We start from the raw sequence: 20,235 nt of genomic DNA, 5'->3' as shown, positions 1-20,235 counted from the left end.
ATGGAACAAGAACTGGTTGTAATGGAAATCATCTGTAATGCGGGTGAAGCCAGAAGTTTAAGTTATGAAGCACTCCGTTTGGCGAGAGAGCAAAAATTTGAAGCAGCAGAAGAGAAATTGTTGCAAGCCAGAGAGTGCATTAACAAGGCGCATTTAATTCAGACGCAACTGATCGAAGAAGATCAGGGGGAAGGCAAAGTGCCGATGACTCTGGTTATGGTGCACGCTCAAGATCATTTAATGACAACGATTCTAGCGCAAGAAATGGCTGTTGAGATTGTCGCTTTGAACAAGCAACTCGCGAACAAGTAAGGAAATCATTATGTCTAGAGAGGCGATCAAACTTGCCATTATTGGTGGTGGCAGTAGCTATACCCCGGAATTGGTTGAAGGGGTAATCAAACGCTTGGATTACTTGCCAGTTAAACAGATTCACTTTGTGGACATAGAATCCGGCGCGGAAAAACTAGAAATCATCAAAGGCTTGGCTCAGAGAATGGTCGATAAAGCGGGCGCGGATATTGAAATTAAAGCGGATTTTGACCGCCGTGCTGCGATCAAGGGCGCTGACTTTGTCATGACTCAATTCCGTGTTGGCGGGCTTGCTGCTCGAGCAAACGATGAAAGAATTCCTATCAAATATGACGTGATCGGACAAGAAACCACAGGCCCTGGCGGATTTGCTAAAGCACTGAGAACCATTCCGGTCATTCTTGATATCTGTAAAGACATTGAAGAGTTGGCGCCAAACGCTTGGATGCTCAACTTTACGAACCCTGCTGGTCTCGTCTCAGAAGCGGTGAGTAAGCATACTAAAGTCAAAAGTATCGGTTTATGTAATGTACCCGTCTCAATGGAAATGATGATTGCAGAGATGATGGATTGCGAGCCCAAAGAGCTACAGTTGGAGTTTGCAGGTCTAAATCATCTGGTCTGGGTACACAAAGCGTGGCTGAAAGGCGAAGACATCACTCAAACCGTCTTAGAGAAAGTCGGAGATGGCGCTAACTTCAGTATGAAGAACATTTGGGAAGAACCGTGGGATCCGGCATTTCTAAAAGCGCTTGGTGCGATTCCTTGTCCTTATCATCGCTATTTTTACCAAACAGACGCTATGTTGGCAGAAGAAAAGCAGAGCGCAGGTGAAAAAGGGACTCGCGCAGAGCAAGTCATGGCAACCGAAAATGCATTGTTTAAGCTCTATCAAGATCCGAACTTAGACCACAAACCGAAAGAGTTGGAAGAGCGAGGGGGAGCATATTACTCAGATGCGTCACTCAATCTCGTCGACTCCATTTATAACAACCGTAACAGCATTCATGTCGTAAACGTTTTAAACAACGGCGCGATCAATGGCCTACCGGATGATGCCGTGATTGAATGCAGTGCAGTGATTGGTAGTTGGGGAGCAAAACCACTTGCTGTTGGTGAGCTATCAAACAACATCAAAGGACTACTGCATCAAGTGAAAGCTTATGAGCAGTTGACGATAGAAGCCGCTGTTGAAGGTAACTACGACAAAGCATTGATGGCATTAACGAATAATCCTTTGGTGCCAGACATTGGTCGAGCGAAAGCGATATTGGATGAGCTGTTAGCGGTTAATGCGCCTTATTTGCCTCAATTTAAACTTACAGCGTTGTAATACTAAGGAAGAGCGTCAATGAAAGTCATTTTTAATGCGGACGATTTTGGTCTGACTCAAGGTGTTAATAACGGCATTGTAAAGTCCTATCAAGATGGTGTCGTGAAATCGACTACTATGATGGTAGGGATGGATGCTGAGCAGAATGCAATCGAGTTAGCTCATCAAAATCCAGACTTAAAAATTGGCGTACATCTACGGTTTACAGCAGGTGCTCCTCTCACGGAGCACCCAAACTTAACCAATGGTAGAAAGCATTTCGTCAAATACAGTGAATTGTGGAACAAGCAAGATTTTGAAGCTCAAGCGGTTTACGATGAAGCTAAAGCTCAAATTGATCACTTCTTGTCACTTGGACTAACGCTCAGTCACCTTGATAGTCATCATCATGCTCATACGCACCCCCAGATTCTTCCTATTGTTCAGAAACTCGCGAAAGAGCACCGCGTGCCACTTCGCGGAAGTGGTATCTGTCATCAACCAATGACGACAAGCTATTTCTTTACCGATGAGTTTTACGATCAAAAGGTGAGTTTGGACGGATTAATGCAACACCTTTTGAGCTTAAAAGAGAATTACGATGTGGTAGAGGTGATGTGTCATCCTGCTTATGCCGACCAGCCCCTTATTATGAAAAGTGGCTATGCACTGCAAAGAGAGTTAGAGCTACAAGTGCTCACATCTCCCATTCTAAAAGAGCAATTGGCGCAGCATGGTATAGCCGTCACGGATTACTCCGCACTCGTTTCTACCAGCCAAGTTGTAGGTGTATGATTAAGGCTGCCAGATTCGACCCCTATAGTCACCTTACGAATTGCTGGCAGCCATTTTTCGAATAAAAACATTCATTATTTATTAGCAGTTGGATTCATTAGCATTATGGCAAGGATTAAAGATGTCGCCGAACTCGCCGGTGTAAATCGTTCTACCGTTTCTCGCATCATTAATGGGGAAGGAAAGTTTCGTGAAGAAACTAGAAAAAAAGTAGAACAAGCCATGGCGCAATTGAATTACCGTCCAAGTGCGATCGCCCGTTCTCTTGCAACATCGTCAAGTAATATGGTCGGTTTGTTGGTGACTTATTACACCGGTGGATTTTTCGGTGAAATGATGGAGCAAGTGCAAACGGAATTGGACATTCATAAGAAGTTTCTCATCACTGCGCAAGGTCATCATTCTGCTGAAGGAGAGAAAGAAGCGATTCAGCGTTTCAACGATCTTCGTTGCGATGGCTATGTTCTGCATAGTCGCTATTTATCCGATGATGATCTACGTGAGTTAGCAAAACTTCCTACGCCTTTTGTGCTTCTCGATCGTTATGTTGAAGGGATTGAAGAGCGCTGCATTACGTTTAATCACCACCATGCAAGTCGTATCGCTGTTGAGCACTTAATCGCTGGTGGCCATAAAAACATTGCCTGTATTACCGGGCCATCCCTACGTCACAATAGTTTGCTCAGAAAGCTTGGCTATGTTGATGCAATGAAAACAGCTGGTATCGACATTGATGAAAGTTGGTGTGAAGAAGGGAATTACGGCAGACAAAGTGGTTATGATGCGATGGCTTCCATTTTAAAACGTCACCCAGAGGTAACTGCTGTATTTTCATGCAGCGAAGAAATGACGGTTGGGGCGATGCAATATCTTCATGAGCATAAAATTTCGGTGCCGGAGCAAATCTCTTTGACCAGTTTTGACAGTGTAGACCTATGTGAAAGTTTGTACCCGACGGTATCTGCGGTGCATTTCCCTATTAGTGATATGGCGCGAGCAGCAGTGCAAACGTTAATGGGGTTAGTAAAAAAACAGGAACACATAGAAAAACCTGTCTTCGAAGCTAAGCTAAAACTGCGTCATGCGGATCGAGTATTAAAACAAGACTCTGATTGATACTCAGGTATGAGCTTGATTCAAATTATGAACAACACATTGGTTCTTAACGCGAATGACTCGCACTTGTGAGTTCTTATTGATGAATTTATTTACAGAATCTACTACTATTCTTGGTTTATCGTGAAAACTTAATAGTAGTGAAAAAGTGGCAGCAATTAAACTTACAGTGGATCGTATTCAGCCGGGATTACATATCCGCCTTCCGCTAAAGTGGAACGATCACCCCTTCCTACTCAATAGCTTTAAAATTAAAGACCAGGAACAGATCGAGATGATTCGTCATCTCGGTGTGAAGTTCGTGTACTTTAATCCAGAACAAAGCGATGCCGCACCATTGCCCGTCAATCAAATCCAAACGGACAGCACAACAAGCAATGAATCGTTGGATTTAGAAACGCAAAAACTGTGGCAAGAAAAACAGAAACGAATTGAAAAGCTCAGTGCATATCGTCGACGAGTGATCCAGTGTGAGAAAGAGTTTGAACGCTCACTTGCGCGGATGCGATCAGTCATGACGAAAATTCGTAACCGCCCAACTGCCGCTGTTGATGAAGCTCAACTGTTAATAGAAGACATTGTTGAGAAGTTGATGTGCGATGATAACGTCACGCTTCATTTAATGAACGGCAAAAACGAATTTGAAGATATCTATTTCCATTCTCTAAACGTTGCGGTTATTGCCATGATGATTGGGCGTGCGAAAGGGTATTCTGCCAAGCAACTAAAAGAGCTCTCTTTCGCTGCTCTGTTTCATGATATGGGTAAGATCAAAATCCCTACCGCTATATTAAGAAAGCAAGTGCCATTAACCGAGCCAGAAACCAACTACCTAAAGTTACATACTAAATATGGTTTGGATCTCGCGAATCAGATCGAAGGTTTTCCTGAACCAGCTAAAACCGTGATTGCTCAGCATCATGAGTTAAGAGATGGCTCCGGTTATCCTGAGGGCCTTAAAGGGGATGAAATTGATGAATTGGCTCAAATTGTCATAGTGGCAAATGCATTTGATAACTTGTGCCATACACCGATCGCATCAGAACAGAAAATCCCATACACCGCCCTTTCTCATTTATATAAAAACTGTAAACACCTATATAAAGAAGAAAACCTTAATATCCTGATCAAGTTCATGGGCGTCTTCCCTCCTGGCACGGTTGTTCAGTTATCTAATAATATGGTGGGATTGGTCATCTCAGTGAACGCTTCAAACCTGCTATTTCCAAATGTTCTGGTTTACGACCCATCAGTGCCAAGAACTCAAGCTCCCATCATTGAGCTTGCATCGAAAGATTTGAGGATCGTAAATGCGATTCATCCATCTAAATTGCCAGATAAGATAAAAGAGTACCTAAACCCACGCTCGCGAATATCCTATTTCTTTGACAGTGATGAGTAGTTATCCACAGTTTTTTGTGAGTATTCTGTAGAAATGCTGGGTGTTAATTGAGACGAATTTAGATGTTGAGTGGAAAGTGTCCATTTGGCATGTTTTTTTAGAAAAAATGCATTTTTAGTATTGCCAAAGAAATTCTTCTCCCTATAATGCGCATCCACCGACACGGCAGACGCGATAAGGCTTCAGCAGAGTCGGAGAGGTAAAAAGCTTCTACGAAAAATTAGTTGAAAAAAGTGTTTGACACTAACAACCAAATCGCTAGAATGCACCTCCGCTTTGAGAGAAAAACTTCTCGCAGAGCAAGCTCTTTAACAATATAGACCTATCAATCTGTGTGGGCACTCGTTGATGATAATCCAATTCGATACCTCGGTATCAAATTAGGTTTCAATGAAACGAAGTGACCATTGAATCTTCGGATTCAGCACAGTCAATTCAAACATTACTTTATGTAATGTTCAGTATTCATTGAGCCGAACAAAATCTTAAATTGAAGAGTTTGATCATGGCTCAGATTGAACGCTGGCGGCAGGCCTAACACATGCAAGTCGAGCGGAAACGAGTTATCTGAACCTTCGGGGAACGATAACGGCGTCGAGCGGCGGACGGGTGAGTAATGCCTAGGAAATTGCCCTGATGTGGGGGATAACCATTGGAAACGATGGCTAATACCGCATGATGCCTACGGGCCAAAGAGGGGGACCTTCGGGCCTCTCGCGTCAGGATATGCCTAGGTGGGATTAGCTAGTTGGTGAGGTAAGGGCTCACCAAGGCGACGATCCCTAGCTGGTCTGAGAGGATGATCAGCCACACTGGAACTGAGACACGGTCCAGACTCCTACGGGAGGCAGCAGTGGGGAATATTGCACAATGGGCGCAAGCCTGATGCAGCCATGCCGCGTGTGTGAAGAAGGCCTTCGGGTTGTAAAGCACTTTCAGTCGTGAGGAAGGTAGTGTAGTTAATAGCTGCATTATTTGACGTTAGCGACAGAAGAAGCACCGGCTAACTCCGTGCCAGCAGCCGCGGTAATACGGAGGGTGCGAGCGTTAATCGGAATTACTGGGCGTAAAGCGCATGCAGGTGGTTTGTTAAGTCAGATGTGAAAGCCCGGGGCTCAACCTCGGAATTGCATTTGAAACTGGCAGACTAGAGTACTGTAGAGGGGGGTAGAATTTCAGGTGTAGCGGTGAAATGCGTAGAGATCTGAAGGAATACCGGTGGCGAAGGCGGCCCCCTGGACAGATACTGACACTCAGATGCGAAAGCGTGGGGAGCAAACAGGATTAGATACCCTGGTAGTCCACGCCGTAAACGATGTCTACTTGGAGGTTGTGGCCTTGAGCCGTGGCTTTCGGAGCTAACGCGTTAAGTAGACCGCCTGGGGAGTACGGTCGCAAGATTAAAACTCAAATGAATTGACGGGGGCCCGCACAAGCGGTGGAGCATGTGGTTTAATTCGATGCAACGCGAAGAACCTTACCTACTCTTGACATCCAGAGAACTTTCCAGAGATGGATTGGTGCCTTCGGGAACTCTGAGACAGGTGCTGCATGGCTGTCGTCAGCTCGTGTTGTGAAATGTTGGGTTAAGTCCCGCAACGAGCGCAACCCTTATCCTTGTTTGCCAGCGAGTAATGTCGGGAACTCCAGGGAGACTGCCGGTGATAAACCGGAGGAAGGTGGGGACGACGTCAAGTCATCATGGCCCTTACGAGTAGGGCTACACACGTGCTACAATGGCGCATACAGAGGGCAGCCAACTTGCGAAAGTGAGCGAATCCCAAAAAGTGCGTCGTAGTCCGGATTGGAGTCTGCAACTCGACTCCATGAAGTCGGAATCGCTAGTAATCGTGGATCAGAATGCCACGGTGAATACGTTCCCGGGCCTTGTACACACCGCCCGTCACACCATGGGAGTGGGCTGCAAAAGAAGTAGGTAGTTTAACCTTCGGGGGGACGCTTACCACTTTGTGGTTCATGACTGGGGTGAAGTCGTAACAAGGTAGCGCTAGGGGAACCTGGCGCTGGATCACCTCCTTAAACGATGATTACTCACGATGAGTGTCCACACAGATTGATACGGTTTATGTAAAAGAGACGATACTGGGTCTGTAGCTCAGGTGGTTAGAGCGTTCGCCTGATAAGCGAGAGGTCGGTGGTTCGAGTCCACTCAGACCCACCAATTCCTTTTAGGGAGTTGGCATACAGTATCGACACCTTGATGGGGCTATAGCTCAGCTGGGAGAGCGCCTGCCTTGCACGCAGGAGGTCTGCGGTTCGATCCCGCATAGCTCCACCATCTTTAAGCGCATTCGATGAGTGCTTTTAAAAATGGTTACTTCATCAGAAGTGATTAGCTCTTTAACAATTTGGAAAGCTGACAAAACAACAATTTATTGTTGTTTGTAAAGTTCTCAATGTTTGTCTTTATGACAAACACCAAAATAACACATTCAAGTGTTCTTGGAATTTGAGTCCGGCAAAATCGAGTCTGCATCATGTATAAAAATTGCAGACAACTTTGGTGACTTGTTCATCAACTCGAAACTCCTTCGGGTTGTATGGTTAAGTGACTAAGCGTACACGGTGGATGCCTTGGCAGTCAGAGGCGATGAAAGACGTAGTAACTTGCGATAAGCCCAGATTAGGTAGTAACAACCATTTGAGTCTGGGATTTCTGAATGGGGAAACCCACGTGCATAAGCACGTATCCTTACCTGAATACATAGGGTAAGGAGGCGAACCGGGGGAACTGAAACATCTAAGTACCCCGAGGAAAAGAAATCAACCGAGATTCCGAAAGTAGCGGCGAGCGAAATTGGATTAGCCCTTAAGCTTTACACGCGTTAGACGAACGGTCTGGAAAGTCCGACGATACAGGGTGATAGTCCCGTAGTTGACGACGTGTGTTCAGTGAAATCGAGTAGGGCGGGACACGTGATATCCTGTCTGAATATGGGGGGACCATCCTCCAAGGCTAAATACTACTGACTGACCGATAGTGAACCAGTACCGTGAGGGAAAGGCGAAAAGAACCCCTGTGAGGGGAGTGAAATAGAACCTGAAACCGTGTACGTACAAGCAGTAGGAGCAGGCTTTGTCCTGTGACTGCGTACCTTTTGTATAATGGGTCAGCGACTTATATTCAGTGGCAAGGTTAACCATCTAGGGGAGCCGTAGGGAAACCGAGTCTTAACTGGGCGTTCAGTCTCTGGATATAGACCCGAAACCAGGTGATCTAGCCATGGGCAGGTTGAAGGTTGAGTAACATCAACTGGAGGACCGAACCGACTAATGTTGAAAAATTAGCGGATGACTTGTGGCTAGGGGTGAAAGGCCAATCAAACCTGGAGATAGCTGGTTCTCCCCGAAAGCTATTTAGGTAGCGCCTCGGACGAATACTACTGGGGGTAGAGCACTGTTAAGGCTAGGGGGTCATCCCGACTTACCAACCCTTTGCAAACTCCGAATACCAGTAAGTACTATCCGGGAGACACACGGCGGGTGCTAACGTCCGTCGTGGAGAGGGAAACAACCCAGACCGCCAGCTAAGGTCCCAAATTACTACTAAGTGGGAAACGATGTGGGAAGGCTCAGACAGCCAGGATGTTGGCTTAGAAGCAGCCATCATTTAAAGAAAGCGTAATAGCTCACTGGTCGAGTCGGCCTGCGCGGAAGATGTAACGGGGCTAAGTAGTAAACCGAAGCTGCGGCAATGTGCTTTTGCACATTGGGTAGGGGAGCGTTCTGTAAGCGGTTGAAGGTGTGTGGTAACGCATGCTGGACGTATCAGAAGTGCGAATGCTGACATGAGTAACGATAAAGGGGGTGAAAAACCTCCTCGCCGGAAGACCAAGGGTTCCTGTCCAACGTTAATCGGGGCAGGGTAAGTCGACCCCTAAGGCGAGGCCGAAAGGCGTAGTCGATGGGAAACGGGTTAATATTCCCGTACTTCTTACAATTGCGATGGGGGGACGGAGAAGGCTAGGTGGGCCTGGCGACGGTTGTCCAGGTTCAAGTGCGTAGGCTTAAGAGTTAGGTAAATCCGGCTCTTTTTAAGGCTGAGACACGACGTCGAGCACCTACGGGTGTGAAGTCATTGATGCCATGCTTCCAGGAAAAGCCTCTAAGCTTCAGATTGTAAGGAATCGTACCCCAAACCGACACAGGTGGTCGGGTAGAGAATACCAAGGCGCTTGAGAGAACTCGGGTGAAGGAACTAGGCAAAATGGTACCGTAACTTCGGGAGAAGGTACGCTCTTGATGGTGAAGTCCCTCGCGGATGGAGCTGACGAGAGTCGCAGATACCAGGTGGCTGCAACTGTTTATTAAAAACACAGCACTGTGCAAAATCGTAAGATGACGTATACGGTGTGACGCCTGCCCGGTGCCGGAAGGTTAATTGATGGGGTTAGACTTCGGTCGAAGCTCTTGATCGAAGCCCCGGTAAACGGCGGCCGTAACTATAACGGTCCTAAGGTAGCGAAATTCCTTGTCGGGTAAGTTCCGACCTGCACGAATGGCGTAATGATGGCCACGCTGTCTCCACCCGAGACTCAGTGAAATTGAAATCGCTGTGAAGATGCAGTGTACCCGCGGCTAGACGGAAAGACCCCGTGAACCTTTACTACAGCTTGGCACTGAACATTGACCCTACATGTGTAGGATAGGTGGGAGGCTTTGAAGCACGTACGCCAGTATGTGTGGAGCCGTCCTTGAAATACCACCCTTGTAGTGTTGATGTTCTAACGTCGACCCCTAATCGGGGTTGCGGACAGTGCCTGGTGGGTAGTTTGACTGGGGCGGTCTCCTCCCAAAGAGTAACGGAGGAGCACGAAGGTGGGCTAATCACGGTTGGACATCGTGAGGTTAGTGCAATGGCATAAGCCCGCTTGACTGCGAGAATGACAATTCGAGCAGGTGCGAAAGCAGGTCATAGTGATCCGGTGGTTCTGAATGGAAGGGCCATCGCTCAACGGATAAAAGGTACTCCGGGGATAACAGGCTGATACCGCCCAAGAGTTCATATCGACGGCGGTGTTTGGCACCTCGATGTCGGCTCATCACATCCTGGGGCTGAAGTCGGTCCCAAGGGTATGGCTGTTCGCCATTTAAAGTGGTACGCGAGCTGGGTTTAGAACGTCGTGAGACAGTTCGGTCCCTATCTGCCGTGGGCGTTGGAAGATTGAAGGGGGCTGCTCCTAGTACGAGAGGACCGGAGTGGACGAACCTCTGGTGTTCGGGTTGTGTCGCCAGACGCATTGCCCGGTAGCTAAGTTCGGAATCGATAACCGCTGAAAGCATCTAAGCGGGAAGCGAGCCCTGAGATGAGTCTTCCCTGATACTTTAAGTATCCTAAAGGGTTGTCGGAGACTACGACGTTGATAGGTCAGGTGTGTAAGTGCTGTGAGGCATTGAGCTAACTGATACTAATTGCCCGTGAGGCTTAACCATACAACACCCAAGGGGTTTTGATGGACTCGAAGCAAGAACAGAATTGAATGTGTAGAGAACACAAAAACAGCTTTCCGAATTAAAGAATTTGCTTGGCGACCATAGCGTTTTGGACCCACCTGACTCCATTCCGAACTCAGAAGTGAAACGAAATAGCGCCGATGGTAGTGTGGGGTTTCCCCATGTGAGAGTAGGACATCGCCAGGCTTTAATTTAGTTTTTTCCTTTTTAAAAGGCGAAGACAAAAGTTAAGAGAGCCCGTTTGTAAAAGCGGGCTTTTTTAGTCCTCACGGACACAAATAATGTGCTGATATGGCTCAGTCGGTAGAGCGCATCCTTGGTAAGGATGAGGTCCCCAGTTCGATTCTGGGTATCAGCACCATTTATTATTTGTTTTATGTTTTAAATTAAAGCCTAAAACAAAATGTAAAGAATTTTACTTGGCGACCATAGCACTTTGGACCCACCTGATTTCCATTCCGAACTCAGAAGTGAAACGAAGTAGCGTCGATGGTAGTGTGGGGCTTCCCCATGTGAGAGTAGAACATCGCCAGGTTCTTATTTAGACTCCAGAGTCTAACCAGTGCGGAGCGGTAGTTCAGTTGGTTAGAATACCGGCCTGTCACGCCGGGGGTCGCGGGTTCGAGTCCCGTCCGCTCCGCCACTTATTTGGAAAGCCTTGCTAGAAATAGCAAGGCTTTCGTCGTTTAAGGCCTTCAGAGAAACGAATTCCGTTTCAGTGCTCTGGTACTTATTCCAACCCTTGTAGTCCGGCCGTTGATACAGAATCCTCATTCGCAATAGCGATGCTCTCTCATCTACAAGCACCTGTATATGCCTATCTGTATTCTAGGCATATACAAACTAATTTGACTCATTTTGGTTTGCTTAAGAAGAATAAGCTTTATGGCTTTGTTGATTCATTTAGTCCTAGCCTAAAAGCTTTGGTTTTCATTCGTGTCTTGAGTCTAGATTCAGTTTAGTTAGTATTTCGTTGCCATATCATCATGTTGAGACTCGAAGTTATTAAATGAGTCTCGCATTTATGCAATCTTTGAATTTTCGAACTGGCTTGCTATGTGATCCATTCCTAGTCCTTATACTCACGGCTTTTTCGATTGTTAATGTCAACACTATCAGAAAACTTTGTTTGCTTTGCTGATTTCTACTAGAAGGATTACCCTAAAAGGAGTTCTCGTAGGAGTTAGTTTGGTGATGCAACAAATAAAAAATGAAACCTTAAAAGAAGTATTTCAACAATGGGCTTCCGACGATGGAGTTGTGGTCATCAACCCTGCAACTGAGCAAGAGTTAATTCGCTTGAAACCGAGTTCAATTGAAGAGTTGGATTGCCTCATTGAAGCGTGTTCGGCTGAACAAGTTCGATGGGCTAAGTTGAGTGCGAAAGAGCGCTCTAGCTGTTTGAAAAACTGGCATCAATTGTTGATGGAACACGCTGAAGATATAGCGACCATTATTACATTGGAACAGGGCAAACCATTGTCTGAAAGCCGCGGGGAAGTGAGCTACGGGGCTTCTTTTGTAGAGTGGTTTGCAGAAGAGGCTAAACGAGCTTATGGCGAAGTTATCCCAGCTCCTGCTGTAGATAGACGTTTATCTACAATTAAACAGCCTGTAGGCGTGTGTGCTGCTATTACACCGTGGAACTTCCCTATTGCTATGATCACACGAAAAGCGGCACCTGCGTTAGCTGCTGGGTGTGGGATGATCATCAAACCGTCGGAGTTGACCCCTCTGACCGCACTAGCGGTTGTTGAACTTGCGTATCAGGCTGGTATCCCTAAGCCGCTTTTACCTGTTGTTATTTCTGAACAGGCTGCTGAGTTTGGTCAGGTGTTATCGATGGATCCTAGGATCAAGAAGATTTCATTTACGGGTTCGACTCGCGTCGGCAAAATTTTGATGAAGCAGGCTAGTGAAACTGTTAAAGCGGTATCGATGGAACTTGGAGGTAACGCTCCGTTTATTGTTTTTGAGGATGCTGATTTGGAATCAGCTGCTGATGGGCTTATCGCGTCCAAGTTCCGCAATGCAGGACAAACGTGCGTGTGCACAAACCGTTTATATGTACATCAAAATGTCAAAGTGCGCTTTATGGAAAAAGTGCTCGCGAAAATGATGGAGCTAAATGTTGGGAATGGCTTGGAGTCTGGTGTGACAGTTGGGCCAGTGATCACCATGGCTTCTAAGCATCGTCTGGAGGCTGTTATTGATCAGGCGTTACAAGAGGGGGCTACCATTGCTAACCGTCCTCAAAAGCTCGCAGGGCGCTTTATGGAGCCTGTAATTTTGGATAATGTCGTTCAAGGTATGGCTATCGTGCAGCAAGAGTTGTTTGGGCCAGTATTACCCGTATTAACATTTGAAGATGATGAACAAGTGTTAGCAATGGCCAATGATACCGAGTACGGCTTAGCTTGTTATTTCTATACCGATAGCCTTAAACGAATTATCAAGTTCACTGAAGGCTTGGAATACGGAATGGTTGGTGTGAACGAAGGTATCATCTCGACAGAAGTTGCACCATTTGGTGGTATTAAAGAGTCAGGTGTTGGGCGTGAAGGCGCGAAACAAGGGCTCAATGAATACCTAGAGACGAAATACATTTGTCTTGGTGGCTTAAACTGATCTTTGGATGAGAGTGCAAAAGAGAAAGCTGGGTTTCTAAACCTGGCTTTTTTGTTTATAGAGCAAAGAGGAGAGAAGGGTGTATTTCTTCCAGATGCAAAAAAGCCGCATCAAGTGATGCGGCTTCTTCTAATATGGCTCCCCCTACTGGACTTGAACCAGTGACCTGCGGATTAACAGTCCGTCGCTCTACCGACTGAGCTAAGGAGGAACAAATTTTAATAAGTGGTGCCGACTACCGGAATCGAACTGGTGACCTACTGATTACAAGTCAGTTGCTCTACCTACTGAGCTAAGTCGGCACATTTTCATTAACAAGTAATTAACTTGCCAATTGAAAGTGGCTCCTCCTGCTGGGCTCGAACCAGCGACCTGCGGATTAACAGTCCGTCGCTCTACCAACTGAGCTAAGGAGGAATTGTCTTTTTAAGAATAAATGGTGCCGACTACCGGAATCGAACTGGTGACCTACTGATTACAAGTCAGTTGCTCTACCTACTGAGCTAAGTCGGCGTACCGTTATTCTTTATATTGTTCGTGTTAGACACCAACAATTTTAAATTGTGGTGCCCGGAGGCGGAATCGAACCACCGACACGAGGATTTTCAATCCTCTGCTCTACCGACTGAGCTATCCGGGCGACGAGGTGTATTAAAAGGCTTTTCGGCTTTCAGGTCAACAATAAAATTAAAATAAAATATCGTTTGATGAAAATGTGCTCGGAGTGGGCTGTTTTTATGCGTTTTAAATAGGGATACACCATGTTTTAAGCTTTTCTAAGAAAGAAATTACGAGCTTGTTTGCTAAATAAATGCGACGAAAACAAAAAAAGCACGTTTGAAAACGTGCTTTTTAGTGAACAATTGACTTTAAACTAGTGCTTTACGGAGAACTTATTCACCCATCCTTCCAGTTCATTTGCCAAAGAGGCCAAACTTTGGGTGCTCGATTGGCTCTCTGTTACCACTGAATTTAGCTTACTTCCGCTCTCTTCAATCAGATTTATGCGGTGTGCAATGTCATCACTGACTTGCGTTTGCTCAGCTGCTGCCGTCGCAATTTGCTGACTCATTGCTGTGATAGATTCAAGCGCGGTAACGATCTGTTGGAGAGCTTCTGATGCATTCATCGATTCAGTTACTGTGCTTTCACTTGTTTCCGCACAGATTCCCATTGTATGAATGGCATTGCGAGAGCCTTCTTGAAGATTCGAGATCATGTGTTGGATCTCTTTTGTGCTGTCTTGAGTTCGACCTGCAAGATTACGCACCTCATCTGCTACTACAGCAAAGCCTCGTCCTTGTTCGCCTGCTCGGGCTGCTTCAATTGCAGCGTTCAAGGCTAATAGGTTGGTTTGTTCCGCAATATCCCCGATTACATCCAGAACTTTCACGATGTTGTTTACATCTTGATCGAGATCGGCAACCGCTTTACTTGCAGTATTCAGCTGAGTCGCAAGACCTTGAATGTTATCTACAGTGCTGTGGATCAGTGATTGAGTGTGCTGACTTTGTTTATCTGCTTCATCGGTATTACGTGCTGTGTCGCTAGCAGAGCTTGCCACATGGTTAGCGGAAGAAGCCATTTCTGTCATCGCTGTTGCAATCATTGCGGTCGATTGCTGCTGAGAAACGGTAAGATCGGCGATGGAATTTGAGCGCGACTCCACTGCTGATAGCTCATCGCGTAGAGCGTGCATCGATTGTTCAAGGTTAGTCACCATGGTTGCCAATGATTGGCTCATATTCTGAACCGCATGGTAGATACTGCCTTTTGGAGCGACGGTATCAAAGCTAGTTTGGATATTACCTTGTGCAACCGCTTGAACCGCTTCTCGTACATCGTTAGGTTCACCTCCTAAGAGATTGAGCATTTTGCGAATCGAGATGATCAAGCCTCCAAGAATTGAACCTGCGATAATCAGACACAGCATAAGCTGCCACTGTGCTGTCGACCAAAAACGTGCATTCACTTCATTAAAGCCAATACCTGTGCCGACAACCCAACCCCAATGTGGTGTTTTTTCTGCTATTGAGTGTTTTTCTTCAATGCTGCCGTCGGCCTGTTTTTGGCTCCAGGTATATTCAACAATCTGACCTGTTTTGCGACCCAAAACATCTAGGATGAGTTGGCCTACGCTATTACCGCTGCCATCTTTAAAGTCATGGAAACTGGTTCCGTGTAGTTGAGGATCTAGAGGCGCGGCAATAAACATCATATTTTCGTCCGCCACATAAACGTACTCGTTGTCTTTGTAGATGTTGTTACGCAGTAGGCGTGTTGCGAGTGCTTTTGCTTCCTCTTCAGGCATCTTGCCTTCAACTGCCATTTTTTCTACTTCAGTCAGAATGCTGTATGCACTCTTGAATAGCTCAGTTACTCGAGCTTTGTTATCGAGGTTACTTGCGACGCGTAAGGTCCATAAACCTGTAGCGGTCAAGGCTAGCAAAGCTAACAGTATGATCGCGGATAATAAGTAGGCTTGAGTTTTTAATTTCATATTTGGCTCACAAAATGTGTCATTGCTATGCAAGGCATGGCTTATGTCAATAATCTAATAGCCGACGCATCTTATTGAAGAAGTAGTATTACGCCTACAAGCACGTATTGAAACTATGATGAGGATTAAATTTTTAGCGTGAAATAAGTGTTTTTGAAGAGGAGATTTAATATTCGGTGATGTTTGGAAATGAAGTGCGAAGCAAAGGAATATTAAAATGGAGAATAGGGCAGATGCAAAAAAGCCGCATCAAGTGATGCGGCTTTTTAAATTGGCTCCTCCTGCTGGGCTCGAACCAGCGACCTGCGGATTAACAGTCCGTCGCTCTACCAACTGAGCTAAGGAGGAACTATTCTGTTTGTGTCTTGCCATTCAGCAAGTGCACCAAATATGGTGCCTCGAGGCGGAATCGAACCACCGACACGAGGATTTTCAATCCTCTGCTCTACCGACTGAGCTATCGAGGCAAAAGAATGGTGCCGACTACCGGAATCGAACTGGTGACCTACTGATTACAAGTCAGTTGCTCTACCTACTGAGCTAAGTCGGCACACTTTATTCTTTTTAGAAGAGTTCAACTCTTCATCTTTTAGAATCTCACTTAAGTGAAACTCTGAAAAGTGGCTCCTCCTGCTGGGCTCGAACCAGCGACCTGCGGATTAACAGTCCGTCGCTCTACCAACTGAGCTAAGGAGGAATTGTTCTTTTAACAACAAAAAGTTGTTTGTGTCTTGCTAATCATCAAATGAAGCAAGCGCACCAAATAATGGTGCCTCGAGGCGGAATCGAACCACCGACACGAGGATTTTCAATCCTCTGCTCTACCGACTGAGCTATCGAGGCAAAAGAATGGTGCCGACTACCGGAATCGAACTGGTGACCTACTGATTACAAGTCAGTTGCTCTACCTACTGAGCTAAGTCGGCACACTTTATTCTTTGTGCTTTTGTTCGTGTAATAACTTTTGCTAAGACACCAACAAATCAAATTGTGGTGCCCGGAGGCGGAATCGAACCACCGACACGAGGATTTTCAATCCTCTGCTCTACCGACTGAGCTATCCGGGCAACGGAGCGCTATTAAACGGATTTTCCCGCTTTGCGTCAACCACTTTTTTTAAATAATTTCAAAAAAGTGGTTGTTCGAACGCTTTTTATTCAACTGTCATTACAAAGTGTGCTCAGAGTTAAATTCCTTTTTGAAATTTGTAACTTTTTCTAGGTAACGACGCGCTTCAGCGTTCGGATGTTTCTTAGTTAGCGCCCAATAAACTTGGTTGGGTTGCAAAGAATTGAGATCTCGCATCGCACGTTTTCGGTCACTGCGATTAAATGTGTTTAAAACACCACCAGTTCCACCGTTGTAAGCGGAAATCATACTGTACTCTAACGAAGTTGGATGCTGAACTTCGCGTAAATAACGGTTTTTGAGGATGTAGAAGTAGGCGGTTCCTGTGTCAATATTGTTTTCTGGGTTGAACAAATACTCTGGACTAGGTTGTCCTGATTTGTTCTTTACGAGCTTAAATACATCACGACCAGCGGTTTTGGGCACTACTTGCATCAATCCATAAGCATTGGCCCAACTTACTGCGTAAGGGTTAAAACTGCTCTCGGTTTTGATGATGGCGTAAATCAGATCTTCAGGAATGTCGTATTTTTTTGATGCGCGACGCACGATATCCGCGTATTGGTAACTACGTTGAGAGAAGTGATCCTCTACCATTGGAATCTCAACGTAATACGCTTTTTTAAAGTCTACATCTTTGGTTTTGATGTTATTGGCAATCAGGTAGTCTGCGAAGCGATTCGCGCGCCACGACCATTGAATGGGCTTTTTATCTTGATCGAGCACCTGTTTGTACAAAAAGGGTTGGCCTTCGAGTTTTATCTCTTTCGATGAGAACAAGTCGACGTTTGCTGGATCATCTGGCGTTAGCAATGTGGTGATGATTGCGTTCTTCAAGTGTTTTTGTGGTTCGGTCGGAGAAACGGTCTCGATAGTGATAAGACCTTTCTGGAAATCCACTTCTGCCCGACTTAAATAATTGTCGATGTACTTAACGTAGTTACTTTTACCTGCGAACTTCACTTCACGTTGTCCCCAACGCTTTTTGATATTGCCTGAGAAGCTATTGATCAACGCATCGAGTGCGGCGGTATCTTTCTCAAACTGGCCTGGTAGCTCTGCTAGGTTGTTTGCAAAGCGGTTGGTTGGCTCGTAGTTCACGTCATAAATTTTTTCGACGAATTCGCGGCTACAGCCTGCCAATAAGAGAGCGGTGGCAATAAAAGCAATTTTCTTCATAAGTTTTTAGGTAATGAGGACAAGACGCTGGAGGAAAAATGACATCACAGTTTAGGTTGTGATGTCATTGCTTTTGAACAAATTGGCTTTATTCGCTTGGTGGTGTGTAACCTTCAATGTGAACGTCTTTGCCTTCGAATAGGAAGTTCACCATTTCGGTTTCGAGCAGTTTACGATGCTCTGGATCCATCATGTTGAGCTTTTTCTCGTTGATCAACATGGTTTGTTTGTGTTGCCACTGAGCCCAAGCTTCTTTCGAGATGTTATCGAAAATGCGTTTACCTAGTTCACCTGGGTAAAGTTGAAAGTCCAGGCCTTCGCCTTCTTTCTTTAGTCGAGCACAAAACACAGTGCGGCTCATAATGACTCCTTGTATTCAATTAACGAAGTTCGTGAGGTAGCGCTTCCAATAAAAGTTTTACTGGTGCGGCTAAGCCCACTTCTTCAGGTTGAGATAAGTTATACCAAAGACCTTTGCTGCCTTCCATTACCACATCGGGTTGCTTTGACAGGTCAATCAAAATCGGTGTGATATCTAGGTGGTAATGACTAAATGTATGGCGAAACGTGATTAACGTTTCATGCTTATTGATGTCGCTGGCTTTTATGCCACGTTGCTCAAGTAGTAAATCGATATCGCTTTCGACGTCCACATGTTCGGTTTGTGGGAAGCAAAATAAACCTCCCCAAATACCAGTTTGTGGTCTTTGTTCTAGCCATACTTCGTGTCCGTTCTCATTGTGGTGATGAAGCATCACGAAGCGGGTTTGTTTGACCGGTTTTTCTTTCTTCGGTTTTTTACCCGGGTAGTCGAGCACGTTCCCTTGTTTTTTCGCCACACATAAATCAGCAACAGGGCATAGGGTGCACTTAGGTTTGCTGCGGGTACAAACCATCGCCCCCATGTCCATCATGGCTTGGTTATACTTATCTACATCAGTTTGCGGAGTATGCGCTTCGGCAATTTCCCATAACTGATTTTCAACTTTCTTCTGGCCTGGCCAACCTTCTACAGCAAAGCAGCGTGATAGCGTTCGTTTTACGTTGCCATCAAGAATGGCATGCGGCTGCTTGTGTACCGATGACAATACGGCTGCTGCGGTTGAGCGACCAATTCCAGGAAGCGCATTCATTTGTTCTAGATTAAGTGGAAACTCGCCACTGTATTTATGGGCGACCTCTTTAGCGGCTTTATGAAGGTTGCGAGCACGCGCGTAATAACCTAGGCCAGTCCAAAGGTGTAGCACTTCATCTTGCTCTGCGTTCGCAAGGTCGACGACAGTCGGAAAGCGTTCCAAGAAGCGTTGGTAATAAGGAATAACGGTAGTGACCTGTGTTTGCTGAAGCATGATTTCAGACAACCAGACACTGTATGCGGTTTTGTTTTGTTGCCACGGAAGATCTTTTCTTCCGTATGCGTCATACCATTCTAAGATGGCACTGGCGAAAGGGGTCACGACTTGCTCTGTATTCTATTATTGGTTAGGGGCAAAATTGCACCACAGAATGGGTAAGAAGTACAACTGGTAAACAGTGGGGATATTACAGGGGGTGTGATGGCTTTTGGGTAGCGATAGGCCACAAGCTCAACAAATACTTGCACCCGAGTAAATTCTTTGGATAATCCCCGCTTTGATTAATCAATGTGCAGGCAAAACCAATGAGTGAAGTAACCACTAACGAATACAACGAAGACGGCAAGCTGATCCGTAAAATCCGCAGTTTCGTTCGTCGTGAAGGTCGTTTAACCAAAGGCCAGGAAAACGCGATGAATGAGTGCTGGCCAACAATGGGTATCGATTACAAAGCAGAACTTCTTGACTGGAAAGACGTTTTTGGTAACGACAACCCGGTTGTGCTTGAGATCGGTTTCGGTATGGGTGCTTCACTGGTTGAAATGGCAAAGAACGCACCGGAGAAGAATTTCATCGGTATCGAAGTACACAGCCCGGGTGTTGGTGCTTGTCTTTCTGATGCACGTGAAGCGGGTATCACTAACCTGCGCGTAATGTGTCACGATGCGGTTGAAGTGTTCGAACACATGATCCCGAATGACAGCCTGACGACGTTGCAACTGTTCTTCCCAGACCCATGGCATAAAAAGCGTCACCACAAGCGTCGTATCGTACAGCTTGAATTCGCTGAAATGGTTCGCCAGAAGCTTATCCCTAATGAAGGTATTTTCCACATGGCAACGGACTGGGAAAACTACGCTGAGCACATGATTGAAATCATGAACCAGGCGCCGGGTTATGCAAACATTGCTGAAGAAGGTGACTTCGTACCTCGCCCTGAAGACCGTCCGCTGACGAAATTTGAAGCTCGCGGTCACCGTCTAGGTCACGGTGTGTGGGATATTAAATACAAACGCATTGCTTAAGGAGTCAG

The 20,235-nt window shown here is 45.9% G+C and carries 11 protein-coding genes, 16 tRNA genes and 4 rRNA genes; 15 read left to right on the top strand and 16 right to left on the bottom strand.

All coding sequences use genetic code 11. From position 1 onward, the window contains the following. The 14 genes from ACYJZR_RS13105 (at position 1) to ACYJZR_RS13040 (ending at position 13,040) form a co-directional block, all read left to right on the top strand. Positions 1–312, top strand: a complete 312-nt coding sequence (locus ACYJZR_RS13105; protein WP_005461092.1) for a PTS lactose/cellobiose transporter subunit IIA — start codon at positions 1–3, stop codon at positions 310–312. A 10-nt stretch (positions 313–322) separates the two neighbouring features. Beyond that, the gene (locus tag ACYJZR_RS13100; RefSeq protein ID WP_021822812.1) at positions 323–1,645 is read left to right on the top strand and encodes a 6-phospho-beta-glucosidase; all 1,323 of its coding nucleotides are present in this window, start codon (positions 323–325) and stop codon (positions 1,643–1,645) included. 18 nt (positions 1,646–1,663) lie between these two features. Next, entirely contained in the window at positions 1,664–2,419 is a 756-nt protein-coding gene (gene chbG / locus ACYJZR_RS13095) for a chitin disaccharide deacetylase (RefSeq protein ID WP_110177987.1), read from the top strand. 105 nt (positions 2,420–2,524) lie between these two features. Then, a complete protein-coding gene (locus ACYJZR_RS13090) occupies positions 2,525–3,535 on the top strand; it encodes a LacI family DNA-binding transcriptional regulator (RefSeq protein WP_005461087.1) in 1,011 nt (336 codons plus the stop codon). 148 nt (positions 3,536–3,683) lie between these two features. Next, complete coding sequence (locus ACYJZR_RS13085; protein WP_005461085.1) at positions 3,684–4,937, top strand: HD-GYP domain-containing protein; 1,254 nt, start codon at positions 3,684–3,686, stop codon at positions 4,935–4,937. Positions 4,938–5,424: 487 nt separating this feature from the next. After that, positions 5,425–6,977, top strand: a 16S ribosomal RNA gene (locus ACYJZR_RS13080). A 65-nt stretch (positions 6,978–7,042) separates the two neighbouring features. Then, positions 7,043–7,119, top strand: a tRNA-Ile gene (locus ACYJZR_RS13075). A 41-nt stretch (positions 7,120–7,160) separates the two neighbouring features. Continuing rightward, a tRNA-Ala gene (locus tag ACYJZR_RS13070) sits at positions 7,161–7,236 on the top strand. Between the two features lie 264 nt (positions 7,237–7,500). Beyond that, a 23S ribosomal RNA gene (locus tag ACYJZR_RS13065) occupies positions 7,501–10,391 on the top strand. Positions 10,392–10,482: 91 nt separating this feature from the next. Further along, a 5S ribosomal RNA gene (gene rrf / locus ACYJZR_RS13060) occupies positions 10,483–10,598 on the top strand. Between the two features lie 99 nt (positions 10,599–10,697). Then, a tRNA-Thr gene (locus tag ACYJZR_RS13055) sits at positions 10,698–10,773 on the top strand. A 57-nt stretch (positions 10,774–10,830) separates the two neighbouring features. Beyond that, a 5S ribosomal RNA gene (rrf, locus tag ACYJZR_RS13050) occupies positions 10,831–10,947 on the top strand. Together the 16S, 23S and 5S rRNA genes with 4 tRNA genes alongside form the textbook arrangement of a ribosomal RNA operon. A gap of 31 nt (positions 10,948–10,978) precedes the next feature. Next, positions 10,979–11,055: transfer RNA gene (locus tag ACYJZR_RS13045), tRNA-Asp, on the top strand. Positions 11,056–11,603: 548 nt separating this feature from the next. Then, on the top strand, positions 11,604–13,040 hold the full coding sequence (locus tag ACYJZR_RS13040; protein WP_406966424.1) for an NAD-dependent succinate-semialdehyde dehydrogenase: 1,437 nt from the start codon (positions 11,604–11,606) through the stop codon (positions 13,038–13,040). A 135-nt stretch (positions 13,041–13,175) separates the two neighbouring features. Here the strand turns inward: ACYJZR_RS13040 and ACYJZR_RS13035 are convergent. From ACYJZR_RS13035 to mutY, 16 genes are all read right to left on the bottom strand, one after another. Further along, positions 13,176–13,251, bottom strand: a tRNA-Asn gene (locus ACYJZR_RS13035). Positions 13,252–13,266: 15 nt separating this feature from the next. Continuing rightward, a tRNA-Thr gene (locus ACYJZR_RS13030) sits at positions 13,267–13,342 on the bottom strand. 39 nt (positions 13,343–13,381) lie between these two features. After that, positions 13,382–13,457, bottom strand: a tRNA-Asn gene (locus tag ACYJZR_RS13025). Between the two features lie 20 nt (positions 13,458–13,477). Beyond that, positions 13,478–13,553, bottom strand: a tRNA-Thr gene (locus ACYJZR_RS13020). Between the two features lie 51 nt (positions 13,554–13,604). Beyond that, a tRNA-Phe gene (locus ACYJZR_RS13015) sits at positions 13,605–13,680 on the bottom strand. 234 nt (positions 13,681–13,914) lie between these two features. After that, positions 13,915–15,540 carry a methyl-accepting chemotaxis protein gene (locus ACYJZR_RS13010; RefSeq protein WP_140356043.1) on the bottom strand — a complete coding sequence of 542 codons (1,626 nt, stop codon included), beginning with the start codon at positions 15,538–15,540 and terminating at the stop codon, positions 13,915–13,917. 272 nt (positions 15,541–15,812) lie between these two features. After that, positions 15,813–15,888 (bottom strand) — tRNA-Asn (locus tag ACYJZR_RS13005). Between the two features lie 43 nt (positions 15,889–15,931). After that, positions 15,932–16,007, bottom strand: a tRNA-Phe gene (locus tag ACYJZR_RS13000). Between the two features lie 7 nt (positions 16,008–16,014). Continuing rightward, positions 16,015–16,090: transfer RNA gene (locus ACYJZR_RS12995), tRNA-Thr, on the bottom strand. Between the two features lie 71 nt (positions 16,091–16,161). After that, a tRNA-Asn gene (locus ACYJZR_RS12990) sits at positions 16,162–16,237 on the bottom strand. 70 nt (positions 16,238–16,307) lie between these two features. Beyond that, a tRNA-Phe gene (locus tag ACYJZR_RS12985) sits at positions 16,308–16,383 on the bottom strand. A gap of 7 nt (positions 16,384–16,390) precedes the next feature. Continuing rightward, positions 16,391–16,466, bottom strand: a tRNA-Thr gene (locus tag ACYJZR_RS12980). A 65-nt stretch (positions 16,467–16,531) separates the two neighbouring features. Further along, positions 16,532–16,607: transfer RNA gene (locus tag ACYJZR_RS12975), tRNA-Phe, on the bottom strand. A 100-nt stretch (positions 16,608–16,707) separates the two neighbouring features. After that, positions 16,708–17,847, bottom strand: coding sequence for a membrane-bound lytic murein transglycosylase MltC (gene mltC / locus ACYJZR_RS12970; protein ID WP_005490305.1), 1,140 nt, complete (start codon positions 17,845–17,847; stop codon positions 16,708–16,710). Between the two features lie 88 nt (positions 17,848–17,935). Continuing rightward, positions 17,936–18,208: an oxidative damage protection protein gene (locus tag ACYJZR_RS12965; RefSeq protein WP_005482430.1), complete on the bottom strand. Its 273-nt coding sequence runs from the start codon at positions 18,206–18,208 to the stop codon at positions 17,936–17,938. A 19-nt stretch (positions 18,209–18,227) separates the two neighbouring features. Next, positions 18,228–19,304, bottom strand: a complete 1,077-nt coding sequence (mutY, locus tag ACYJZR_RS12960; protein WP_241574532.1) for an A/G-specific adenine glycosylase — start codon at positions 19,302–19,304, stop codon at positions 18,228–18,230. A gap of 203 nt (positions 19,305–19,507) precedes the next feature. Between mutY and trmB the strand changes: the two genes are divergently transcribed. Then, on the top strand, positions 19,508–20,227 hold the full coding sequence (trmB, locus tag ACYJZR_RS12955; RefSeq protein ID WP_406966425.1) for a tRNA (guanosine(46)-N7)-methyltransferase TrmB: 720 nt from the start codon (positions 19,508–19,510) through the stop codon (positions 20,225–20,227). Positions 20,228–20,235 lie beyond the last annotated feature (8 nt).

It is taken from the genome of Vibrio sp. RC2502, from assembly GCF_054850435.1.
The sequence above is the reverse complement of the archived record's forward strand: the minus strand, read 5'-3'. Positions and strand labels throughout refer to the sequence as shown.

Coding starts and splice junctions, on each gene's coding strand:
- mltC (WP_005490305.1), bottom strand. CDS start 17,847: ATGAAGAAAATTGCTTTTATTGCCACCGCTCTCTTATTGGCAGGCTGT.
- trmB (WP_406966425.1), top strand. CDS start 19,508: ATGAGTGAAGTAACCACTAACGAATACAACGAAGACGGCAAGCTGATC.
- ACYJZR_RS13105 (WP_005461092.1), top strand. CDS start 1: ATGGAACAAGAACTGGTTGTAATGGAAATCATCTGTAATGCGGGTGAA.
- ACYJZR_RS13090 (WP_005461087.1), top strand. CDS start 2,525: ATGGCAAGGATTAAAGATGTCGCCGAACTCGCCGGTGTAAATCGTTCT.
- chbG (WP_110177987.1), top strand. CDS start 1,664: ATGAAAGTCATTTTTAATGCGGACGATTTTGGTCTGACTCAAGGTGTT.
- ACYJZR_RS13010 (WP_140356043.1), bottom strand. CDS start 15,540: ATGAAATTAAAAACTCAAGCCTACTTATTATCCGCGATCATACTGTTA.
- ACYJZR_RS13100 (WP_021822812.1), top strand. CDS start 323: ATGTCTAGAGAGGCGATCAAACTTGCCATTATTGGTGGTGGCAGTAGC.
- ACYJZR_RS12965 (WP_005482430.1), bottom strand. CDS start 18,208: ATGAGCCGCACTGTGTTTTGTGCTCGACTAAAGAAAGAAGGCGAAGGC.